This is a genomic window from Micromonospora sicca (genome assembly GCF_003172935.1).
In the GTDB taxonomy this organism is placed as follows: Bacteria; Actinomycetota; Actinomycetes; order Mycobacteriales; family Micromonosporaceae; genus Micromonospora; species Micromonospora sicca.
Genome location: NZ_QGKS01000417.1, coordinates 1 through 2,845 on the forward strand (window position 1 = coordinate 1; position 2,845 = coordinate 2,845).

The 2,845-nt window shown below is 74.4% G+C and carries 2 protein-coding genes and 1 pseudogene; 1 reads left to right on the forward strand and 2 read right to left on the reverse strand.

Annotation, left to right across the window (positions count from 1 at the left end):
* Positions 1-405 (reverse strand): annotated as a pseudogene (locus tag DKT69_RS32335) (hypothetical protein); the annotation flags it as partial.
* Between the two features lie 102 nt (positions 406-507).
* Positions 508-1,377 (reverse strand): 3'(2'),5'-bisphosphate nucleotidase CysQ, encoded by an 870-nt coding sequence (locus tag DKT69_RS32340; protein WP_236648487.1) that lies wholly within the window; start codon positions 1,375-1,377, stop codon positions 508-510.
* A 205-nt stretch (positions 1,378-1,582) separates the two neighbouring features.
* On the opposite strand from DKT69_RS32340, the gene DKT69_RS32345 reads away from it, so the two are divergent.
* Positions 1,583-2,677 (forward strand): aminotransferase-like domain-containing protein, encoded by a 1,095-nt coding sequence (locus DKT69_RS32345; protein WP_109805225.1) that lies wholly within the window; start codon positions 1,583-1,585, stop codon positions 2,675-2,677.
* Positions 2,678-2,845: the final 168 nt, after the last annotated feature.

Below are 2,845 nucleotides of genomic sequence, written 5' to 3' on the forward strand. Positions count from 1 at the left end.
GCCGGGCGGGGCGGGGGGCGGCGCCGCACCGGGCGACCGCTGATCCGGACCGCCCGCCACCGGCGGGACGGACCCGGTGTCGCCCGGCCACGCGGGGTCCGCGGCGGTCTCCACCGGCGGGTATCCGGGGTCCGCCCACCGCGGCTCCGGACCGGCCTCGTCCGGGTGGTCGGTGTCCGGCCACGCCCGCTCGGGGCGGACGTCGGTGGCGACGGGGTGGCCGGCCGGTTCCCCGGCACCGGGCCAGGGCAGCGCCGACCGGGCGTCGTGCGGCCGTGCCGGGCCACCGGAGTCCGGCCACGGCAGGGCCCGGTCGCCCTGCTGGCGGGGGATGTCCTGGCCCGGCCAGAGGCCGGTCGGCTGGGACGATCCGACGACGCTGTGCTGGTCTCGCTCGGCCGGCATGACCCTCCCTGGCTGGCGGCGGCCCGTCACGGGGCGATAGGTCGGAGACGCTTCCCGCCCGACACTATCCCCCGGTCACCTGGGCCATGGGTACCGTGACACTCAGCCGAACGCCTTACCGGCACTGCCGGTGACGGTCGAAGCGGGCATCTCGACCCCGGTACGGGCGATCGCGTCGAGCAGCCGTTCGGCGAGTTCGGGCCGGCAGACCAGCAGGTCGGGCAGGCGCGGGTCGGCCCGGTTGTAGCGCAGCGGCGAGCCGTCGATCCGGGACGCGTGCATCCCGGCGCCGAGCGCCACGGCGACCGGGGCGGCGGAGTCCCACTCGTACTGGCCGCCCGCGTGGACGTACGCGTCGACCTCGCCGGTCACCACCGCGCAGACCTTGACCCCGGCGGAGCCCATCGGCACGGCGCGGGCGTCGAGCAGGTCGACGAGTTCACCGACGAAGGCCGGCGGCCGGCTCCGGCTTACCGCGATGCGCGGCGGCCCGTCCACCGCCGGCGGGGTCGGGCAGCGATTGCCGAGGACCAGCGGCCCACCGTCCAGGGTGGTCCGCGCCGGCATGCCGACCGCCCCGGCGACCAGCCCGCCGTCCGGGCCCGCCGACCGCTGCCAGAGGGCGGCGTGCACCGCCCAGTCGGTCCGGCCGGCCTCGGAGAACTCCCGGGTGCCGTCCAGCGGGTCGATGATCCAGACCCGGTCGGCGCTGAGCCGGGCCGGCCCCTCCCCGGCCGTCCAGGCCCGCCGGGCGTCGGCCTCCTCCTCGGAGAGGACCGCGTCCGCGGGTCGCCACCGCGCCAGCGCGGTCGTCATCAACTCGTGCGAGGCCCGGTCACCGGCGTCCTTGAGGGCGGCCGGGTCCGCGAAGCCGCGCTGGGCCCGCAGCGCGGTCAGCGTCTCGCCCGCCCGCTCGGCCAGCCATTCCGCGAAGGCCTGGTCGTCGAGCTGACCGGTTCCGTCCTGGGTCACGCGCCCACCACCTCGTCCTGGTCCGACAGCGACCTGCAATGCTCCGGCCGCCCTGCGATCGGAGCCAGCGTACGGTCCGATGGGCGACAGCTCGCGAGCCGGTTTCGGATCTCCGTCGACCCAGGTGGACGGCTCGACTGCCCGCATACTGAACTTCGCGTGTATGGCGGTCGGACCGGCCGGACCAGGCCCTAGGCTCGTGCGCATGACCGCCGAGCAGCTGATCTCCTTCGCCCGTGGCGCTCCCTCACTGGACATCGTCGATGTCGAGGGGCTCAAGGCCGCCGCCGTCCGCGCCTTCGACGCCGACCCCGCCGGGATCACGGCGTACGGCACCTCCGTCGGTTACCCGCCCCTGCGCAAGTGGATCGCGGAGAAGCACGGCGTCGAGGCCGACCAGGTGCTGATCACCAACGGCTCGTTGCAGGCCGACGCCTTCCTCTTCGACCACCTGGTCCGGCGGGGCGACGCGGTGGTGGTCGAGCGTCCGACGTACGACCGGACGCTGCTCAACCTGCAGCAGATGGGCGGGGAGATCCACGGCGTGACGATCCAGCCGGACGGCCTGGACACCGCCGAGCTGCGCAAGCTGCTCGAGTCCGGGGTGCGGCCGCGGCTGGCGCACGTCATCCCGAACTACCAGAATCCGGCCGGCGTGACGCTGTCCCTGGAGAAGCGCCGGGAGCTGCTCGACCTGGCCGCCGAGTACGGGTTCACGATCTTCGAGGACGACCCGTACGCGGACATCCGGTTCCGGGGCGAGCCGCTGCCGTCGATGCTCTCCATGGACGGCCGCGGGGTGGTGGTGCACGCCTCCAGCTTCACGAAGACGGTCTGCCCGGGCGTCCGGGTCGGCTACCTGATCGGGCCGGCCGAGTTGATCGCCGCCATCGCGAAGAAGGCGACCAGCCTCTACATCTCGCCCGGCATGGTCTCCGAGGCGATCGTGCACCAGTTCTGCGTCTCCGGGGACATCGAGCGCTCGATCGGGAAGGTGTCGACCGCGCTCGGCGAGCGGGCCCAAGTGCTCGCCGAGTCGCTGCGCCGGCACATCCCCGAGGCCCGGTTCGTCGAGCCGGACGGCGGCTACTTCCTCTGGGTGGAGCTGCCGGAGGACGTCGAGGTGGACCGGTTGGGGCCGGCCGCGGCCGAGCGGGGCGTGGCGGTGGTGAAGGGGAGCGACTTCGTGCTCGACGGTGGCCGGCACGCGCTGCGGCTGGCCTTCTCCGCGGTGACCGTGGACCGGATCGACGAGGGTGTGCGCCGGCTGGCGGAGGCGATGGAAGCCGTTCGCGCCTGATTTTCTGTCGGGTTCCCGACAGTTGGGGAATACCGGCGGGCTCGGGTCTCGCCCTGGGCCGGCCGGCGGCCCACAATGCTGCGAGCGTCGTTCACCTCTTCGGGTGGTCGGTCCGACGTCCGGGAAGCGGCACCCCCGCCCCGCCCGGGCCGCCGACGCGCGCAGCAC

Bases quoted from the DNA above. Each gene is read 5' to 3' on its own strand.
- DKT69_RS32345 (WP_109805225.1), top strand. From the start codon at position 1,583: ATGACCGCCGAGCAGCTGATCTCCTTCGCCCGTGGCGCTCCCTCACTG.